The organism is Herbaspirillum sp. ST 5-3 (assembly GCF_004804275.1).
Taxonomy (GTDB): domain Bacteria; phylum Pseudomonadota; class Gammaproteobacteria; order Burkholderiales; family Burkholderiaceae_D; genus Noviherbaspirillum.
The window spans coordinates 230,506-245,946 of the sequence record NZ_STGI01000006.1; the positions used below are offsets into that span (position 1 = coordinate 230,506).

Here is a 15,441-nt window from a genome sequence, read left to right on the forward strand (position 1 = left end):
TTGTGCATCTATTCGATAGCGCCGCTGTCAAAAAGGCATTGTACAAGATGACATTACCCAATGTGTTGATGAATTGTCATCACGTCCTGCCCTTTTGTCGGCACACGCATCCATGCTTGCCAATTCTGCAAGCAACGCATTGCGACGCCTCAGCTCTTATTCGATTACTGCATAAGCATAGTTCGGAAAAATTGTTGTACTTGCCATCTCCCATCATTAAAGTTCGATATTGCGAAAAGTAATTAAGCCCCGCATTCACATTACCCAGGTGCGCACATCGGCGCATCACCTCCACTGTCTTTTTTGCGACGTCGCCAGCGGCGGCACGAAATGATTTGAATGAAGCTATCGTTTAACAACATCGAGAAGCGTTTTGCCGATCTGCATGTCATCAAGACATTCAGTCGCGAGATCGAAGAAGGCGAATTGATCGCCCTCGTCGGTCCCTCTGGCTGCGGCAAGTCGACCTTGCTGCATATCGCAGCCGGCCTGGAAAAACCGAGCGCCGGCAGCATGCTCGCCGATGGCAAACCGGTGCAGGGCCCGAATCCGGAACGCATGCTGATGTTTCAGGAAAACGCGCTCTATCCGTGGATGACGCTTGCGCAAAACGTGGCGATGGCACTGGAGTTGCAAAAGGTCGACAAGAAGCAGGCGCGCAAGCAGGCTTTCGAATGGCTCGAAAAGGTCAATCTGAAAGGCTTCGAAGATTACTACCCGCACCAGGTCTCCGGCGGCATGCGCCAACGCGCCGCCCTGGCACGCGCTTTCATTTCGCATCCGAAAGTGCTGCTGCTGGACGAGCCGTTCGGCGCACTCGACGCATTGACGCGCATGACGCTGCAGGATGCCTTGCGCGACCTGATCCGCGAAGCGCGCCCGACGGTATTGCTGGTCACGCATGATGTGGACGAAGCCTTGTTCCTCGCCGACCGCATCCTGGTGTTCAGCAAGCGGCCCGCGACCGTGCTGCAGGAATTCAATCTGGCGCACTACGAAAAGACGCACGACTTGTCGGAGTTCGCACCGGTGCGCCGTCAGATTTTGGGATTGCTCGGCATCCATGCCGAGCACGAAGAAAACACCGCCTTACTGGAAGGAGCAGGAATATGAAGTTGTCGAAATTTCTCATCTCCGCGCTGGCCATATTCGCCATCGCCGGACAAGCCGCTGCCAATGAAAAATTCAAGGTCGGTTACCTGCGCGTGATGGACGATGCGCAGGCGATCGTCGCGCAGGAAGCCGGTTTCTACAAGAAGCAGGGACTCGATGTGGAACTGGTTGAATTCAAGTCCGGCACCGACCTGATCAAGGCCATCGTCGGCGGTCAGCTCGACTCCGGCGTGCTCGGCTTCACCAATGCGCTGGCCTGGGCCTCCAAGGGCGCGGACCTGAAAGTGGTGGGTGGCGCGCAGCAAGGCTACCACGCGCTGGTGGTGCGCGAAGACGCCGGCATCAAGACCGTCGCCGACCTGAAAGGCAAGACGCTCGCTTCGCAAGCCGAAGGCAGCACCGCCGACACCGTGCTGAAGGGCGTGGTGCTCAAGCAGGCGCACCTCAAGCCGGACGAAGTCAACATCATGGGCGTCAGCCCGCAAGTCGCGGTGCAATCGCTGGTCGGCAAGCGCGTCGATGCCGCCTTCCTGTTCGAGCCGCAGGCATCCATCGCGCAGCTGGTGGCGCCGGTCAAGGAAATCTATGAAATCGGCGAAGTCTGGCCCTTCCCCTGCATGGTCGTCATCACTTCCGGCGACACGCTGAAGAAGCGCAAGGACGCCGTATGGAAATCGCTGGACGCGCAACGCGACGCGATCGACATGCTGCAGAAAAAGCCGGCTGACGCGGCCAAGCTGATCGCGGGTTATTTCATCGCCGAGCCGACGCTCAAGACGCTGAAGAAGGGCGATGTGCCGCGCGAAACCGTCATCACCAGCGCCATCAAGAGCCAGACCTTCAGCCCGATCATCGCGGCGAAGGACGAGGCACGCATGCAGGAAATCGCCGGCATCCTGCAAGAACAGGGTTCGCTCAAGACGCGCGACGGCAAACCGTATGACGTGAAGAACATTCTGGATCTGAGCTGGCAGAAGGAACGCAAGCTGTAAACAGCGTAACTGTTCGCCCTGCATAGGGGAGGAAACATCGATAAAATGGCCGGCTCGCGCCGGCCATCTCGTTTAAAGACAAACATGAGCACCAGAACCCGCATCTCCGGTTATCGCAAACAACTCGCCTTCGGACTGGCAGTTGTTTTCATCCTGTTCGGCTGGCAAGTGGCCGCCTGGTCGCTGCCCGCCTACCTGATGCCGGATGTGCCCACGGTGATCGCGCGCCTGTGGCAGGAAGTACAGACCGACAATTTCCGCGCCGCGCTCTGGGGCAGCCTGTCGCGCCTTGCCGTCGGCTACGGCTCGGCCATGCTGTTCGGCGTCGGCTTCGGCCTGATCGGCGCGATCCTGTTCTTCTTCCGTGAAGTGCTCAAGTCCGCCATCATCATCCTGCAATCGATTCCCTCGATCGCCTGGGTGCCGCTGTTCCTGATCCTGATGGGCTTCGGCAACATGCCGATCATCGTCGTGGTCGCCGTTGCCGCCTTCTTCCCCGCCGCGCTGTCCGTGATGAATGCGACCGAGAGCGTGCAACACGTGCATGTTTCCGCCGCGCGCGTGATGGGCGCATCGCGCTGGGACATGATCAAGCGCGTCTACCTGCCCGCCGTCATGCCGGAGCTCATCACCGGCGCGCAACTCGCCTTCGGCAATGCCTGGCGCGCGCTGATTTCTTGCGAAATGCTGGTCGGTTTCGGGAAAGGTTTGGGCCGCTCGCTGTCCTACGCGGGTGAAACCGCCGACATGGTGGGCGTGATGACGAACATTCTTGCGATCGCCATCCTCGCCCCGCTGATCGACCAACTGTTGCTGGAGAAGCTGAAGCATCGCGTGCTGCGCTATCAATATGTCTGAGCCGACGACTTTTCAACGCTGCGTGTCGCCATCCTCATTCGCTCACCGCCGAATGAAGAAGGCCATGCTTGGTCTCGCGCTGATCGCGCTCTGTGCCGACGCCCTTGCGGCACCGGCACTCGACCATGCGCGCAAGCGCAAAAAGCTGGTTGCGGCCGTCCACTACGTCGCGCCCGAATACAAGGCAGGCACGAAGTTTCGCACGCCCGAAGCCATCGACAGCGCGCTCGCGGAAGACATCGCCAAACGCATGCAACTCCCGCTGGTCACCGTGCGCGCCGATGCGGGCAAGGCCGACATCGCTCTCGTCACGCTGACGGAAAAGCGCCGCTTGCCGCGCTCCGCGACCATCATCCCCACCGGCTATGCCGCCGGGCCGATGGCCATCATGCGCGACGATACCGACATCAAGCGCTGGGACGACCTGAAAGGCCGCAAGGTCTGCGTCGCGGAAAGCGGCCATTATGTCGGCATGCCCGCCCTGCAATACGGCGCCATCGAAATGCGCTTCAAGGCGCCCGCCGATGCGCTCATCGCCCTGCGCACCGGCGCATGCGACGCGACCGTCCACGACAATACCCTGCTGGAAGAGCTGATCAAGCTGCCGGAATGGAAGAAGTTCTCCGCCACGCTCACTACCCCGCAGCGCGCCCCGCTCGCGCTGGTCGTCACGAAGATGGACACGAATACCACGGCCTTCCTCACGCAGGTCGTGCAGGACTGGACCGCCAGCGGCTATGTGAACCAGCTGACGAAGAAGTCGGTACAGAACATCGCGTTCGAAGTGTATCTGGACCAGGATGTGCCGGACTGCCACTGAAACGGCGACCGCACCAGCTCCCGACATCCCTGCAGCATTCCTTCCGTTTCACCGCTTTCCCTGATGCAGCACATCCGGGAGAGACATGACGCGCCGAAATATGCACAGTCAGCGAGGGTAATTTTCTTCAATACCTGACGCTCTTCGCCCGATATCGTGTGTCCCGTTCCACACCACTTCACACGATTGAGATTCCAGATGAGCATCCTTGTTTCCATGGCAGCCTTTGCCCTCGCTTCCTCGATTTCGCCCGGGCCGGTGAATATCGTTGCGCTGGGCAGCGGCGCACGATACGGATTGATGGCGAGCATGCAGCATGTCACCGGCGCCACGGTCGGATTTTCGGCGCTGCTGCTGCTCACCGGCCTTGGCATGCATGAACTGCTCGCCACCCGGCCTGAGTTAACCAATGTCATCAAATGGGCCGGCGCGGGATTTCTTCTGTTCATGGCTTATCGCCTCGGGCGCGACTCAGGCGAACTGGACGCGGGCGAAACAACCAGACGGCCATCGCTGGCCTACGGTGCAGCCATGCAATGGCTCAACCCGAAGGCGTGGCTGGCGGCCGTCGCCGGCATGGGGACTTACGCATCGAATGGAGACGGCGCCTCGGTCTGGCAATTCACCGCCGTGTACTTCGTGATCTGCTATGTGTCGATTGCCTGCTGGGCCTGGGCGGGCGCATTTCTTCAGAAGTACCTGCGCGATGCGAAACGCGTTCGCGCATTCAACCTCGTCATGGCTGCCATCATCGCCGCAAGCGTCGTTTTTCTCGTCGCAAGCTGAGGACAAGCCGCCTCACGGCTTCCATGATCGATACTGTCCGGGCGTCGCCGCCGTCAAGCGCTTGAAGGTCCGCTGGAAATGCGCCTGGTCAGCGAAGCCGGCCTCCAGCGCCACATCCGCGATCGGCCGGCCGCGCCTGAGCTGCGCCTTGCCGTACTGGATACGGCGATTGGTCTGGTACTCATGCGGCGCCACGCCATAGCGTTTCTTGAACGCGCGAATCAGATAGGAAGCGGAAAGATCGGCCGCGGTGCAGATGTCGTCCAGCTTGAGCGGTCGAGCGAAATTGTCGTCGATGTAGCTCGCCGCGCGCCCCACCTTCTGACCGCCGTCGATACAGCGCGACGGGCCGGGTTCCAGCACGTTCTGCAAGCTCGAAACGAAACCGAGGATGGACACGTGCCGCTTCAAGTGATCGCTGTCCGGATCGGTCAATGCAGCGTACAGGCCATTGACTGCGGCGTACAGGTTGGGCGAATACGTGGCGGCGGTCGCGAAGGGCCTGAATGCAGGCTCGGAACTGCCCTGCAGTTCGCCTTGCACGCGGCCGAGCCATTCGCTGTCCAGGTAAAACATGCGGTAGGACCAGGGGTCGTCGCCGATCGGATTGCAGGCGTGCACCTCGCCCGGGTTCATGACCACCGTCGCGCCTTCGCCCACACGCTGCGCGTTGCGACCGTTGATGTAGGTGCTGCGCCCGCCGGTAATCACGCCCACCGAAAACGTTTCATGCCAATGCCGTTCGTAGCACACCTTGCGCCCATCCTGCACCCAGCGCGCCTCGAAAAAAGGCAGCGCCGAATCGCGCCAGAAAACCGGATTGGCTGGGGTATCAGTTGGACGTGCCATGGCGGGGTGTTTGGAGGTGAAGTAAATGCGGGATTTCAATCAGTGATTTTCGGCGCTGGATGGCGAATGAGGTGCGGCAGCTAGGTTGATACTGGATTACCGACATAGGGCTCCACCTTGTCCTGTTCTGCGGGATCGTTGCGAGCGACGATTGCACGTGCTGCCTCGGTTGCACTGAGGTTGATCGCCTCATGAGGAACGCCCGGCGGCACGAAGAGAAAATCTCCCGCCTCGCTCACGATTTCATTTTCCAGCATCGCACCCCAGCGCGTACAGACTTTTCCTTCGAGCACATAGATGCCGGTTTCGTAGCCCACGTGGATGTGCGCTTGCGCGCGACCGCCCGGCGGGATCACAACGACATGCATCGACAGCCCCTTGGCGCCGACCGTCTGGCCGGAAATGCCAACGAAATAGGGAAGACGCTGCCTGGTCATGACTTCGGTGTCGGGACGCAGGCCCTTGACTGTTGGTTGCTCCATGTTCATGGGCTCCTTGCGAGTGAGGATAGGTTCAACGACCTGATTATTCAGCACCGAAGGCGTCGGCATTGGTTTGCGAGTCAGAGGCGGTACACATCAAAGACCTCCTCCCGGCACGCTGAGAAGAACACCCACCAATATTGCAGCCAACCCAAATATTGCAACAAATTCTTTGTTATGCAGCTTCGATTTCTCGGGCGGATAACGGCCGAACGTCAGCGCCCGCAAAATCAACCAGCCAGGCCAGTAAAAAGTCGCAACGACAACTTCACCGAGAATTTGTCCGGCTGCCTTCGCTACAATCTCAACAATTGCGTCTAGTGCCATATCAAGCGTTCTAACATGAGGGCCGCCCACCCGACTGACAGCTTGGCCCGGTGCTGAAATAGCGGGCTCCTTGCTACTCCAGTCCGACGGGAGGATACCAAACGGATTTATACGTATCAGGGCTTCCGCGAAGTATCTGGTTGTGAAAGTGCATTACTTCAAGCGTGCCGACCTGCAAATGCTCACTCTCAAAGACGCCGACTTCGCGGCCTTCCCACAAGCATCCGGGATACACATGCGGGGTGATGAACCACACGACAACACGAACCGTTTCTCCTGGATGCACACAATCCACGTCCAGATACTCGTGTATGCCCGACGACAAGTAGTTCACATGCAGCTTGTGCGCCGGTCGATAATCGCCCGAGAAGGCCGGCGCCTGGCGCCCGCCCGAGCCAAAGAGGTGAAGCCGGCCTTCGACGTCAGCGGAGCGGCGCATGCTTTCGGCTAGCTTGCTCATATATGAAATTTATCTCCTATACAGCTGCACCGCGGACTTGGGGGCGGCCTGCCTTTTCACGGCTTCTCAGTGCGGTGACACATATCTTCGAGAAAACCTTTTTCCAGCTCGTCGCCGTTCTTCTGCGCATCCTTTGCCCATATGCAGGCACTGCTTGCATCACCCTTCAAATAATGGACGAAAGAAATATTGGATCGTGCGTTACGCGCCGTGGGCGACAATTGGAGCGCCTTCTTCAACTGCACGAGACTCTTATCCAGCTGTTTTTGTGTCCACAGGAAGCGGCCATAGTCGACAAATGCCACTGGGTCGACATTCGACTTTGATATCGCCATTTGAAACAGATGCTCAACTTCACTCGGCGCGCCACCGCGGACAGAGGTGACAAGCGCGAAGCCGTGATACGCATTTCCGTTCTCCGGATCAAGCAGCCATGCCTGGTTAAAGCGTGACATCGCAGTCGCAAGATCGCTTTTCGCCCAGGACGACCAGCCAATCTGTATAGCCCGCTTCGCGGCTTCCTGACGAGAGTATCCTTTCTTCTCGACCGCGGCGAATAGCGCCGCATCCGCACTCTTCATCTTCGCCGTCTTTTCCCGTCCTCCATACATCGGCAGTTGATTGACAGGAAGCGAGTCGGCAAATGTGGCATCGCGTATGAGAAGTGCGACGATGAATGCTATTACCCGGTAACGCTTCATTTGATGTCCTTTACGCGAACGCTGAATGCGGCAAGCAAACGCGTTTTAGCTGACAAGTACGCGAGTGTGCGGATCTTGTCCAACGATGAGCTATGCAAGCTAAAGAATTTCACGAACTTAGTCGCAATTATTTGATGTTTGCCCCGAATACCCGGCTGGCTAACAACATCGAGGCGGCAGCACAAATTCCGGTAAAGAGTTCTGGAATATGAAAAGCTAATTGGCCAAGCAGCGGATGAAGCTTAAGAATAAAAGTACTGACCCATCCGTCACCTGTGCCTTCTGACGCAATGTAGAGTAATGACAAAAACCAGCCTATGAAAGCCGCAAAAACCATAAGAAGGATTGATCCTGCTGGCTGTTTTGGATGGTCATCACCATTTCTCACGGTCCCACCATTTGCGTTATCCAAGTCCGTTTGTTCCTTTTCAGCCAATGGAACTGAACGCATGCCGAAGTGGCTTATTGCCTTTGCCGCAAGTTGGACACCAAATGCCGAACAAAGCGCATAGATGATTATCAGGGGCAGACCCATGATGGCGAACCCGTACGTCCCTATAACAATCGGGGACCACAACCCCAAGACGGCTGTAAGCGCACCAATAAACACGGATTGCCCTACCCACTTTGGAAAAATTAAACCGTGCACAATCCCGATTACGAGACCCGTTGTGTACACGGCAGCCAGCATTTCAAAAAGATCTTTGGCGAACCATCGATAAACAAGGAGAACGCAAACAAAACTGCTCAAGAAACTCGTAATGCCAGAAAGCACTTTCATATGGCTATGTATAACGTAAAGGTAACCGGCGGATCACAGGCAGGCGAAAGCCCGCCGCGAGTACGTCCCGTGTTGCCCGACATGTTAGACCGCACTCTGAGGCTCATGCTCAAAACGCAATCGGCTTGTGGACCCGCAATGCGCATGAGACAAGCTCCTCGAGTTCAGCGTGGAATAACCGAATGGCTTCCTCGTCCTCGGCGCATTCGGCGTGAACATGCGCCAGACGCGCAACCTCAGCTTGAAGACCTAAAACGAGGTTCGTCTCGATGTAGTCACCAGTATGACTTCCGCTGTAAAGTACCCGATTTAGGAGAATCGGGAAATCCGCCCACGTCTTCTTTACTTGTGCGCTCAGAGCCGAGACAAGACTGATGTTCCCAAGCCGCAACGAAAGTAGAACCCCGTCCAGATGCTCGCAGGCCTCGATGTTCCACTTATCAAAGTCCACTAGCAAGTTGATATCGCCAGCAGACGAGCACCGTGAGCCGTCCTCCGCGACGAACACTGACCACTCGGGCTTTGGTGCGGATTTAAGCCGCCCTAGCTCAAAGCAGTCGCAGTACACCGTAGCATCCAAACCCATGTCCGTGTTGTCTAATTTTAATTAATGTGAAAAAAATTCCGTGCGTCCCAGCATCCTGTCTACCTATCCCGCCGAACCGACCGGTTCACAAGCCTTGAAAAGACAGACAGCTTGCGCGCATTGCGACCCTCCCGCTTCCTTGCCGATTTCCCAGCACGACGACGCGAGAGCGTCAGGCCAACCATTGCGTTCGTAATGATTCACTGCAGTGTACGAATGGAGCGAACACTCGTCTATTGAGCGCGATGGTATATCCACTGCCCTGGCCTGCGCCATCCCATGGATATGAGCGGCAAGGCGCCGGGTTGTGCTTGAGCCGCAGGGGATTGATTTGGTGTTTTGGGAATAGAGCTTGTCCGCACATGATGGCCCGTCTGTCGTACGAAGCCGGGCTGCGCTTGAAGAAGCGCGCAGCGACATCGCGCGACGCGATCCTACTGGCTATCGGACATCGGCAACAAGCAGCGCAAGGCCGGATCCGGTTGCACATTCTGCAAACCGGTCCGGCCTTCTCCCTGCCGCACTGCTTGACTTATTCCACGGCGCGCGCGACCAGCACCGCGTTGTTGCCGCCGAAGGCAAATGAATTGGACATCACGGTCTTGAGGCGATCGACTGCACGCCCCTTGCCCGGCACGTAATCCAGATCGCAATCCGGATCGCGCTCTTGCCAGAACGCGGTGGGCGGCACGGCGCGATGCTGCATGGCGAGTACCGAGGCGGCGAATTCGATCGCGCCGGTGGCGCCGATCGCATGCCCGTGCGAGGACTTGGTGGAGGACACCGGAATGGCGTGTGCGTAGTCGCCGAACACACGCTTGATGGAGCGCGTCTCCACCACGTCGCCGACCATCGTTGCGGTGCCATGCGCATTGATGTAGTCGATATCCTGCGGTTCGACTTGCGCATCGCGCAGCGCTGCTTCGATCGCCCTGCTCTGTCCTGCTTCGTCCGGCTTGGTGATATGCGAGGCGTCGTTGCTCAGTCCGTAGCCGATGATCTCGGCCAAGATGCGCGCGCCGCGCCTAATCGCGCCGTCCATTTCTTCCAGCACCACGATGCACGCGCCCTCGGCAATATGAAAACCGGTGCGGCCCTTGCTGAAAGGACGGCAGCCGGTGGAGGGTTCGCCCTGCGAGGTGGCCAGCACTTGCAGCGTTTGCCATTCGTTGATGACGCCGGGCGTGAGCATGCATTCCGCGCCGCCGGCCAGCACCGTGTCCAGATAGCCGTCCTTGATGCGGCGGTAGGCGTCGCCGATGGCGATGGAGGACGAGGAACAGGCGGCGGAGAAGGTCTGGCATTCGCCATGGATGCCGTGCCGCATCGCGATCTGCGAGGCGGGCGCATGGTTCATCGCCAGCGGCACCGTCAGCAGGCGTTTCTTCTGCTCGGCCTTGAAGAAATTCCAGTAGGCGTTCTCCAGGCTTTCGGCGCCGCCCATGCCGGTGCCGAGGAACACCCCGCAGCGCGAGGTGTCTTCCGGCTTGAGACGCGCTGCATCGAGCGCGCGGTCCGACACCACCATCGCCATCTGCGAGACGCGATCCAGCGACAGCAGCTGGATCTTGCTGAAATGGCGGCTGGAATCGAATTCCACGCCGCCAACCTTGTGCACTTCGGGCAACCTGGCCGATCGCCGGATGCCGGAAACGCCGTCCATCAGATTCTGGAAGAAGGTGTTCGGCGTCTCGCCGACGCAGGTCATCAGGCCGATGCCGGTGACGGCAACACGCCGTCCCTGCCTGGCTAGCATTGTTGTGCCTCGGGATGCAGCATGGATGCGGCCGGCATCAGTTGCAGCATCTGTTTGGCGAGTTCGGTCAGGTTGGTGGGATAGTCGGTGCTGCTGAGGTTGTCGAATTTCACGTTGAATTCATCTTCCAGCATGAAGATGACTTCGGCCATGGTCAGCGAATCGTAGTCGAGCTCGCTAAAAGGGGTGTCGGACATGAGCTTTTGCTTGTCCGTTTCCAGGTTCTTCTCCAGGCAGGCAGCGATTTTTTCCTTGATATTGGCGAGTTGCATGTTGTCTCCACGATTTTTGTAGGCGGGGTTTCAGGCAGTTTGCGCGTCCGCGAAACTATTCCTTGGAAGAAAATATCATTGCAATCATCACCAACTTTGATCCCCGACAAGCTATCCGAGGGAAAAACAGGGCATGGCTTCCAGGGTCAAGTCTTGGTTTCCAGGGTCAAGCCGCGTCGGCAGAATTGCGCGCGCCGTTGCATAATCTTGTCTTCACAAGTCAACCCCGGAACACGCATGAGCTTCACTACCTGGATCACTTTCCTCGTCGCCGCCTGCATCATCGCCGTCTCCCCCGGTTCGGGCGCGGTGCTGTCGATGTCGCACGGCCTCGCCTACGGCGTCAGGAAGACGACCGGCACCATCCTCGGCCTGCAGCTCGGATTGCTGCTGGTGCTGTTCATCGCCGGCGCAGGCGTCGGCTCCATCCTGCTGGCGTCGGAAGTCGCCTTCAACGTGGTCAAGACGGTCGGCGCGCTGTACCTGATCTATCTCGGTTTCAGCCAGTGGCGGGCCAAGGTGCAGGTGCAATCCGACCAGCCCCAGCGCGCTCCGGTGACGGCGTGCACCGAAGTGCCGCAGCTGCGCAAGCGCCTGCTGACCGGTTTCCTGACCAATGCCACCAATCCGAAGGGCATCATCTTCATGGTCGCGGTGCTGCCGCAATTCATCGCGCACACTGCGCCACTGCTGCCGCAGTTGCTGATCCTGGCGGCGACCATGTGCGCGGTCGATCTCGCCGTAATGCACGGCTACGCGTTCGCGGCGTCCTCGATGCAGCGCTTTTTCCGCAATGCGCATGCGGTGAAAAAACAGAACATGTTTTTCGGCAGCGTATTGATGGCGGTCGGCGCGGCGCTGTTCTTCGTCAAGCGCAATCCAACCTGACAGGCTGCTAAAGTTGTCGCGTGGTGTGCCGCCACACCGCGTCCGGCTCGCTGCGGGCGACATTGCGTTCCCAGCGAGCGCCGCAGGCGCGGCACACGTAATATTCGACATGGCCGGTGGCGGTGCCGCCGAAATTGATGCCGGCCTGCGAGTGCAGCAGCAAGTTGGCATGCGGCGAGACGACGGCATTCTTGCCGCCGAGCGCCTTGCAGTCAGCGCACTCTTCCATCTGCACCTCCTCGCGTGAAAAAGCCACATCCCGTGACGACATCCTGTATTGACCTTGCGAGCCCCGGCTTGTGCCGCATCAGGCCGCGGATTTGAATCGCCTCAATCTCTGGTGCCTGCTTTTCCAGCAAGCATTTTCCCTGCCACAAGCTGTTGTATTTTCACCGTCTTGCATCCGGTTCGCGTGAGATGGATCAACCTCCTGCGCAGCGCGACCGACGAAAGTTAACCCCGTCTTATCGACCGTCGGCCGAAGCGCTTGCCGCCTGAAGGCAAGCGTCATCCCGGCGTATTTCCCTCAACGACAAAAAAGGAAACCGCATGAGTGCAATCGACGCAAAGGAAAGTACTGTGCAACTGGATAACGGCCATGCCGACAATGATCAGCACGCTCCCGCAAGCGCGGCAGCGGACGCGGTCAGGGAAGGCATTGTCAGCCGCCTGTCCGGCGTCAAGGCGATCGACGCCGATATCGTGATCGTGGTCAAGGCCACGGTCGCGGATGCGCTGAAGGCCGGAGGCAGCGCAGCGCATCAGCTGACCAAGCTCATTCACGATGTCGTGCGCGGCGCGATCCAGGCGGTGGAACAGCTCGGCCTCGACCTCGCCACGAGCATGAAGAGCGTGGCCAAGGGCATCGTGCTGGGCGTGCATGAAGTGGGCGGCGACGTCATCACCGCCTCCGCCGAAACCGCGCACGCGATCATCCTGCATGTCGCATCGGTTGGCGTCGATGCCGGCACGGCGGCGCGGCGTGCGGCCGAAGGCAGCATCGAGGGCGTCGGCAGAATCAGCAAGCTGGCGATCAAGACCATCAAGGATGTGGCGCTCGGAGTCAGTGACGGCATTGGACAGGTGGTCGGTGCGGTGTTGCCGGTCGCGGTGCGCCAGCATGTGGTGGATGCGGCACCGGCGAGCGCGAATAGCGATTGATATCCGCCCGAATGCATCACTGAACGCAGCAAAGCCTTCGCCTTCCCGGCGCATGGCATTTGCTGCATCAGCGGTGTCAGTCCGAATCAGGAATGGCAATGCGGCGCGCAGTCGATGCAACCGTTCGCGGTGGGATACAGGCGCAGCGCCTCGGCCATCGCTCCGTAGCAGGAGACAAAGTCGCCCAGGAACTGCTTGTCGTCCGCAAGCGCCAACCGAGGGCAGTCGTGCTTGTGCACTTCGTGATCGCCGTTCGCTTCAGCATGTCTGTTCACGTAGTAACTGGCCATGTCGACCTCCTGTTTTCCGTGCGGATCGCGCACTTGAGCGGAGCGTGAAATACGATGTTGTCGATGTTGTTCCAACGCACGTAGTCCATTCGGCATTTAACGCGCTTTCTTGCCGTTTGGCACACCGATCGAGAGAGGAAAAATGATTTTGCTTGATCCAGAACAGCTTGCTAACGCAGCGTGAATTCCTCATCGCGCCGCGCGATGCGGCCCTCACGTTCCAGCGCCGCCAGGGCCCGGTACAAGGCCTCGTGCGTGAGTCCGATTTCTTCCGCAAAGCGCTTGAGCGTCGCGTCCGGCTTCCATGTCCCGCTCGCGTCGCAACGCAGCCGCAAGGCTTGCAGAACGCGTTCGGGCGCCGAGTGGATGCGGCTGAGTTCAAGCCGGGTGCGCAGGCCCTGCACGCGCTGCGCAAGTTCGGCGGCGAATGCCCACAGCGCGTCCGGGTCCTGTCTTAGCGCGTGTTGCAACGCGGCCTTGGGATAGACCAGCACTTCGGAGCGCTGCAGCGCAATGGCATCGCAATGGTAGCGCTCTGAAAAGAGCGAAGCTTCCGCGAACAATTCACCGGCGCGCACCGTGTGCATCGGCATGTCGGCGCCGCCCGGCGTCGAGCGCAACAGGCGAATGCGGCCTGTCGCCAGCCGGAACATGCCGAAGGATTTGTCGCCCTGGCGAAACAGCATGTCGCCGGCTTCGAGACGGCGAGCATCCGGTTTCACATTGGCGAAACAGGCAGGCAAGGATGCCGCCGTGGGCGCATCATCGGGAATGGGTGATTTTTTGGCCATATGATTGCAATCATATGCGCCGCCCAGCCGCTGGGCAATAATGCGCTCTCACCGCGTGAAGGAGACACCGCATGAAAACCCTTATTTTCACACTGGCGCTCGCCATTTCCTCGATTCCCGCCTGCGCGCAGCACATGCATCCGCAGGCGGCGCCGGATGCGCCCTCGCCGGCCATGCAGCACGCGCATTCCCCCTACGCGGGCATGCAGGGCCGCAGCATCAAAGCGCTGTCCGAACAGCAGCTCAACGATCTGCGTGCCGGCAAGGGCATGGCGCTCGCGCTGCCGGCGGAGCTCAATGGCTATCCAGGGCCTGCGCATGTGCTCGAACTGGCAGCGCCGCTCGGCCTGAGCGATGCGCAGAAACGCAAGACGCAAGCCTTGTTTGACCAGATGCAGTCGGAAACGAAAACGCTCGGTGCAGCCTTGATCGCCGCCGAACACGAACTCGACCGCCTGTTCAGCGAAAGAAAGGTCAGCGCCGAATCGCTTGAGCAGGCAACGGCAAACGCGGCGCAGGCGCAAGGCCGCTTGCGTGCGGCGCACCTGCGTTATCACGTGAGCATGCTCGATGTACTGAACCCCGAACAAGTCAACATGTACATGCACTTGCGCGGGTACAATTGATTCTGGCGGGCCCCATCGTCTTGACCCTGTTGTCATTCACGTGAAGGCTTCCTTTCTCCACTGCCAAAACCTTGGCTGGTCCGCATCGCTGGAACAGATCGACCGCTTGGCCAAACTTTTCGGTGCTGGTGTTGTCAGGCATCATGTTTGGCGGATTGAAGAGAAATGATGAAGATACTCACGAAACTGGTTTTCCTGGCCACGTTGGCCTTGGGCACGCTTGCCTTCGCCGCGCCGGCACCTTCCGAAGAAGCGCCGGACGTCTTGATCAAGCGCATCACGATGGAAGTCCTGGATACCGCGAGGACGGACAAGGCGATAAAGGCCGGCGACCGGCGCCGCATCCACCAACTGGTCGACAACCTGATCCTGCCGCACATCGATTTCGAGCGCACCACCGAGCTCACGCTCGGACGCCACTGGCGCGAAGCGACGCCGCAGCAGCGCGCACAAGTGACCAAGGAATTCCGCGCGCTCCTGATGTACACCTATGCGGGCGCGCTGTCGCAGGTGGGCGACCAGAAGGTGGTGTTCCGACCGCTGCGCGCCGAGCCGGGCGCCACCGAAGTCGAGGTCCGGTTCGATGTGCTGCAGCCGCGCAATCCCGATCCGGTCCAGGTCACCTATCGCGTGTACAAGACGCCGGATGGCTGGAAGGTGTACGACGTCAACGTGCTGGGCGTATGGCTGATCGAAACCTACAAGGAAAGCTTCTCGGCGGAGATCGCCAATGGCGGCATCGACGGCTTGATCCGTACGCTGTCTGAAAAAAACAAGCGCCTCGCCGCGCAGCCACCGCAGGACGGCAAGGCCTCGTGATCCGGCCGGCAGCGACGCGTTCGCCGCAAGCTGTCCTGGATCAAGAATGCGGCATTCCCCTCGACCGCAAGCTGCCCTACCAT

General features: G+C 59.3%; 21 protein-coding genes. 9 read left to right on the forward strand and 12 right to left on the reverse strand.

Annotated features, from left to right (window positions below; translation table 11 throughout):
* Nucleotides 1-339: 339 nt before the first annotated feature.
* The 5 genes from E6W33_RS14215 to E6W33_RS14235 all read left to right on the forward strand — a co-directional run bounded on the left by E6W33_RS14215 (nt 340) and on the right by E6W33_RS14235 (nt 4,569).
* Nucleotides 340-1,113 carry an ABC transporter ATP-binding protein gene (locus tag E6W33_RS14215; protein ID WP_136417963.1) on the forward strand — a complete coding sequence of 258 codons (774 nt, stop codon included), beginning with the start codon at nt 340-342 and terminating at the stop codon, nt 1,111-1,113.
* Nucleotides 1,110-2,105, forward strand: coding sequence for an ABC transporter substrate-binding protein (locus tag E6W33_RS14220; protein ID WP_136417964.1), 996 nt, complete (start codon nt 1,110-1,112; stop codon nt 2,103-2,105). Before E6W33_RS14215 ends, E6W33_RS14220 begins: the two co-directional genes overlap by 4 nt.
* An 84-nt stretch (nt 2,106-2,189) precedes the next feature.
* Nucleotides 2,190-2,963, forward strand: a complete 774-nt coding sequence (locus E6W33_RS14225) for an ABC transporter permease subunit (protein ID WP_136417965.1) — start codon at nt 2,190-2,192, stop codon at nt 2,961-2,963.
* Nucleotides 2,964-3,027: 64 nt separating this feature from the next.
* On the forward strand, nt 3,028-3,783 hold the full coding sequence (locus E6W33_RS14230) for a transporter substrate-binding domain-containing protein (protein WP_247869646.1): 756 nt from the start codon (nt 3,028-3,030) through the stop codon (nt 3,781-3,783).
* Nucleotides 3,784-3,981: 198 nt separating this feature from the next.
* Entirely contained in the window at nt 3,982-4,569 is a 588-nt protein-coding gene (locus E6W33_RS14235) for a LysE family translocator (protein WP_136417967.1), read from the forward strand.
* A gap of 12 nt (nt 4,570-4,581) precedes the next feature.
* On the opposite strand, the gene E6W33_RS14240 is transcribed toward E6W33_RS14235, so the two are convergent.
* The 9 genes from E6W33_RS14240 to E6W33_RS14280 all read right to left on the reverse strand — a co-directional run bounded on the left by E6W33_RS14240 (nt 4,582) and on the right by E6W33_RS14280 (nt 10,783).
* Nucleotides 4,582-5,418, reverse strand: coding sequence for an AraC family transcriptional regulator (locus tag E6W33_RS14240; protein ID WP_136417968.1), 837 nt, complete (start codon nt 5,416-5,418; stop codon nt 4,582-4,584).
* An 80-nt stretch (nt 5,419-5,498) separates the two neighbouring features.
* Nucleotides 5,499-5,906: a cupin domain-containing protein gene (locus E6W33_RS14245; RefSeq protein WP_211097338.1), complete on the reverse strand. Its 408-nt coding sequence runs from the start codon at nt 5,904-5,906 to the stop codon at nt 5,499-5,501.
* 90 nt (nt 5,907-5,996) lie between these two features.
* Nucleotides 5,997-6,227, reverse strand: a complete 231-nt coding sequence (locus E6W33_RS14250; protein ID WP_211097339.1) for a hypothetical protein — start codon at nt 6,225-6,227, stop codon at nt 5,997-5,999.
* 73 nt (nt 6,228-6,300) lie between these two features.
* Complete coding sequence (locus E6W33_RS14255) at nt 6,301-6,687, reverse strand: hypothetical protein (RefSeq protein WP_136417970.1); 387 nt, start codon at nt 6,685-6,687, stop codon at nt 6,301-6,303.
* A 56-nt stretch (nt 6,688-6,743) separates the two neighbouring features.
* Nucleotides 6,744-7,388 (reverse strand): hypothetical protein, encoded by a 645-nt coding sequence (locus E6W33_RS14260; RefSeq protein WP_136417971.1) that lies wholly within the window; start codon nt 7,386-7,388, stop codon nt 6,744-6,746.
* Nucleotides 7,389-7,515: 127 nt separating this feature from the next.
* The gene (locus E6W33_RS14265) at nt 7,516-8,169 is read right to left on the reverse strand and encodes a hypothetical protein (protein ID WP_136417972.1); all 654 of its coding nucleotides are present in this window, start codon (nt 8,167-8,169) and stop codon (nt 7,516-7,518) included.
* A gap of 109 nt (nt 8,170-8,278) precedes the next feature.
* Complete coding sequence (locus E6W33_RS14270) at nt 8,279-8,755, reverse strand: hypothetical protein (protein ID WP_136417973.1); 477 nt, start codon at nt 8,753-8,755, stop codon at nt 8,279-8,281.
* Nucleotides 8,756-9,287: 532 nt separating this feature from the next.
* Nucleotides 9,288-10,511 (reverse strand): beta-ketoacyl-[acyl-carrier-protein] synthase family protein, encoded by a 1,224-nt coding sequence (locus E6W33_RS14275; protein ID WP_136417974.1) that lies wholly within the window; start codon nt 10,509-10,511, stop codon nt 9,288-9,290.
* The gene (locus E6W33_RS14280) at nt 10,505-10,783 is read right to left on the reverse strand and encodes an acyl carrier protein (protein ID WP_136417975.1); all 279 of its coding nucleotides are present in this window, start codon (nt 10,781-10,783) and stop codon (nt 10,505-10,507) included. The genes E6W33_RS14275 and E6W33_RS14280 overlap by 7 nt, the downstream gene beginning before the upstream one ends.
* A gap of 237 nt (nt 10,784-11,020) precedes the next feature.
* Here E6W33_RS14280 and E6W33_RS14285 point away from each other — a divergent pair, with 237 nt between their 5' ends.
* Nucleotides 11,021-11,671 carry a LysE family transporter gene (locus E6W33_RS14285; protein WP_136417976.1) on the forward strand — a complete coding sequence of 217 codons (651 nt, stop codon included), beginning with the start codon at nt 11,021-11,023 and terminating at the stop codon, nt 11,669-11,671.
* A gap of 7 nt (nt 11,672-11,678) precedes the next feature.
* On the opposite strand, the gene E6W33_RS14290 is transcribed toward E6W33_RS14285, so the two are convergent.
* Nucleotides 11,679-11,900, reverse strand: coding sequence for a hypothetical protein (locus E6W33_RS14290; RefSeq protein WP_136417977.1), 222 nt, complete (start codon nt 11,898-11,900; stop codon nt 11,679-11,681).
* A 320-nt stretch (nt 11,901-12,220) separates the two neighbouring features.
* On the opposite strand from E6W33_RS14290, the gene E6W33_RS14295 reads away from it, so the two are divergent.
* Nucleotides 12,221-12,832, forward strand: a complete 612-nt coding sequence (locus E6W33_RS14295) for a hypothetical protein (protein ID WP_136417978.1) — start codon at nt 12,221-12,223, stop codon at nt 12,830-12,832.
* Between the two features lie 86 nt (nt 12,833-12,918).
* Here E6W33_RS14295 and E6W33_RS14300 read toward each other — a convergent pair whose 3' ends face one another.
* Both E6W33_RS14300 and E6W33_RS14305 read right to left on the reverse strand, forming a co-directional pair.
* Nucleotides 12,919-13,122 (reverse strand): hypothetical protein, encoded by a 204-nt coding sequence (locus E6W33_RS14300; protein WP_136417979.1) that lies wholly within the window; start codon nt 13,120-13,122, stop codon nt 12,919-12,921.
* Nucleotides 13,123-13,292: 170 nt separating this feature from the next.
* Nucleotides 13,293-13,913, reverse strand: a complete 621-nt coding sequence (locus E6W33_RS14305; RefSeq protein ID WP_136417980.1) for a Crp/Fnr family transcriptional regulator — start codon at nt 13,911-13,913, stop codon at nt 13,293-13,295.
* A gap of 71 nt (nt 13,914-13,984) precedes the next feature.
* Between E6W33_RS14305 and E6W33_RS14310 the strand changes: the two genes are divergently transcribed.
* Both E6W33_RS14310 and E6W33_RS14315 read left to right on the forward strand, forming a co-directional pair.
* A complete protein-coding gene (locus E6W33_RS14310; protein WP_136417981.1) occupies nt 13,985-14,539 on the forward strand; it encodes a periplasmic heavy metal sensor in 555 nt (184 codons plus the stop codon).
* A 168-nt stretch (nt 14,540-14,707) separates the two neighbouring features.
* Complete coding sequence (locus E6W33_RS14315) at nt 14,708-15,358, forward strand: ABC transporter substrate-binding protein (protein WP_136418065.1); 651 nt, start codon at nt 14,708-14,710, stop codon at nt 15,356-15,358.
* The last annotated feature ends 83 nt before the right edge of the window (nt 15,359-15,441 follow it).

Bases quoted from the DNA above. Each gene is read 5' to 3' on its own strand.
- E6W33_RS14215 (WP_136417963.1), top strand. From the start codon at position 340: ATGAAGCTATCGTTTAACAACATCGAGAAGCGTTTTGCCGATCTGCAT.
- E6W33_RS14260 (WP_136417971.1), bottom strand. From the start codon at position 7,388: ATGAAGCGTTACCGGGTAATAGCATTCATCGTCGCACTTCTCATACGC.
- E6W33_RS14255 (WP_136417970.1), bottom strand. From the start codon at position 6,687: ATGAGCAAGCTAGCCGAAAGCATGCGCCGCTCCGCTGACGTCGAAGGC.
- E6W33_RS14305 (WP_136417980.1), bottom strand. From the start codon at position 13,913: ATGGCCAAAAAATCACCCATTCCCGATGATGCGCCCACGGCGGCATCC.
- E6W33_RS14275 (WP_136417974.1), bottom strand. From the start codon at position 10,511: ATGCTAGCCAGGCAGGGACGGCGTGTTGCCGTCACCGGCATCGGCCTG.
- E6W33_RS14240 (WP_136417968.1), bottom strand. From the start codon at position 5,418: ATGGCACGTCCAACTGATACCCCAGCCAATCCGGTTTTCTGGCGCGAT.
- E6W33_RS14285 (WP_136417976.1), top strand. From the start codon at position 11,021: ATGAGCTTCACTACCTGGATCACTTTCCTCGTCGCCGCCTGCATCATC.
- E6W33_RS14220 (WP_136417964.1), top strand. From the start codon at position 1,110: ATGAAGTTGTCGAAATTTCTCATCTCCGCGCTGGCCATATTCGCCATC.
- E6W33_RS14250 (WP_211097339.1), bottom strand. From the start codon at position 6,227: ATGGCACTAGACGCAATTGTTGAGATTGTAGCGAAGGCAGCCGGACAA.
- E6W33_RS14300 (WP_136417979.1), bottom strand. From the start codon at position 13,122: ATGGCCAGTTACTACGTGAACAGACATGCTGAAGCGAACGGCGATCAC.
- E6W33_RS14270 (WP_136417973.1), bottom strand. From the start codon at position 8,755: ATGGGTTTGGATGCTACGGTGTACTGCGACTGCTTTGAGCTAGGGCGG.
- E6W33_RS14230 (WP_247869646.1), top strand. From the start codon at position 3,028: ATGCTTGGTCTCGCGCTGATCGCGCTCTGTGCCGACGCCCTTGCGGCA.
- E6W33_RS14245 (WP_211097338.1), bottom strand. From the start codon at position 5,906: ATGAACATGGAGCAACCAACAGTCAAGGGCCTGCGTCCCGACACCGAA.
- E6W33_RS14290 (WP_136417977.1), bottom strand. From the start codon at position 11,900: ATGGAAGAGTGCGCTGACTGCAAGGCGCTCGGCGGCAAGAATGCCGTC.
- E6W33_RS14315 (WP_136418065.1), top strand. From the start codon at position 14,708: ATGAAGATACTCACGAAACTGGTTTTCCTGGCCACGTTGGCCTTGGGC.
- E6W33_RS14265 (WP_136417972.1), bottom strand. From the start codon at position 8,169: ATGAAAGTGCTTTCTGGCATTACGAGTTTCTTGAGCAGTTTTGTTTGC.
- E6W33_RS14310 (WP_136417981.1), top strand. From the start codon at position 13,985: ATGAAAACCCTTATTTTCACACTGGCGCTCGCCATTTCCTCGATTCCC.
- E6W33_RS14280 (WP_136417975.1), bottom strand. From the start codon at position 10,783: ATGCAACTCGCCAATATCAAGGAAAAAATCGCTGCCTGCCTGGAGAAG.
- E6W33_RS14235 (WP_136417967.1), top strand. From the start codon at position 3,982: ATGAGCATCCTTGTTTCCATGGCAGCCTTTGCCCTCGCTTCCTCGATT.
- E6W33_RS14295 (WP_136417978.1), top strand. From the start codon at position 12,221: ATGAGTGCAATCGACGCAAAGGAAAGTACTGTGCAACTGGATAACGGC.
- E6W33_RS14225 (WP_136417965.1), top strand. From the start codon at position 2,190: ATGAGCACCAGAACCCGCATCTCCGGTTATCGCAAACAACTCGCCTTC.